Here is a 1,231-nt window from a genome sequence, read left to right as displayed (position 1 = left end):
GGAGGAACAGAACATGGCAAAAGGAACGTTTGAGCGGACCAAGCCCCACGTGAACGTGGGCACCATCGGGCACGTCGACCACGGCAAGACCACCCTGACGGCCGCGATCACCTTCACCGCCGCTGCGATGGACCCCACCATCGAAACCCTGGCCTACGACCAGATCGACAAGGCCCCCGAAGAAAAGGCCCGCGGCATCACCATCAACACCTCCCACGTCGAGTACAACACCCCCACCCGTCACTACTCGCACGTCGACTGCCCCGGCCACGCCGACTACGTCAAGAACATGATCACCGGCGCAGCCCAGATGGACGGCGCCATCCTGGTCGTCAGCTCCGCCGACGGCCCCATGCCCCAGACCCGCGAGCACATCCTGCTCGCCCGTCAGGTCGGCGTGCCCTACATCGTCGTGTTCATGAACAAGGTCGACATGGTCGACGACGAAGAACTGCTCGAACTCGTCGAGATGGAAGTGCGCGAGCTGCTCTCCAAGTACGAGTTCCCCGGTGACGACCTCCCCGTCATCAAGGGCAGCGCCCTGCAGGCCCTCGAAGCCCTGCAGGCCAACCCCAAGACCGCCCGCGGCGAGAACAAGTGGGTCGACAACATCTGGGAACTGCTCGACGCCATCGACTCGTACATCCCCACCCCCGAGCGCGACACCGACAAGACCTTCCTGATGCCCGTCGAGGACGTGTTCACCATCACCGGTCGCGGCACCGTCGCCACCGGCCGCGTCGAGCGCGGTGTGGTCAAGGTGCAGGACGAAGTCGAGATCATCGGGCTGCGTGACACCAAGAAGACCACGGTGACCGGCATCGAAATGCACCGCAAGCTGCTGGACTCGGGCATGGCGGGGGACAACGTGGGCGTGCTGCTGCGCGGCGTCGCTCGCGACGACGTGGAGCGCGGACAGGTGCTGGCCAAGCCGGGCAGCATCAAGCCGCACACCAAGTTCGAGGCCAGTGTGTATGTGCTGAGCAAGGACGAGGGTGGACGTCACAGCGCTTTCTTCGGCGGGTACCGTCCTCAGTTCTACTTCCGCACGACGGACGTGACGGGCGTGGTGGAGCTGCAAGAGGGCGTGGAGATGGTGATGCCCGGGGACAACGTGACCTTCACGGTGGACCTGATCAAGCCCATCGCCATGGAAGAAGGCCTGCGCTTCGCCATCCGTGAAGGCGGACGCACCGTCGGCGCCGGCGTCGTCACCAAGGTCCTGGAGTAA

General features: G+C 64.6%; 1 protein-coding gene. It reads left to right on the top strand.

Going from position 1 to position 1,231, the window contains the following annotated elements; all coding sequences use genetic code 11:
* The first annotated feature begins 13 nt into the window (after positions 1–13).
* Positions 14–1,231 (top strand): elongation factor Tu, encoded by a 1,218-nt coding sequence (gene tuf, locus F8S09_RS17485; protein ID WP_152872701.1) that lies wholly within the window; start codon positions 14–16, stop codon positions 1,229–1,231.

The organism is Deinococcus terrestris (genome assembly GCF_009377345.1).
Taxonomy (GTDB): Bacteria; Deinococcota; Deinococci; order Deinococcales; family Deinococcaceae; genus Deinococcus; species Deinococcus terrestris.
Note: the sequence above shows the minus strand (reverse complement) of the source record. Positions and strands in the feature narration are given on the sequence as shown.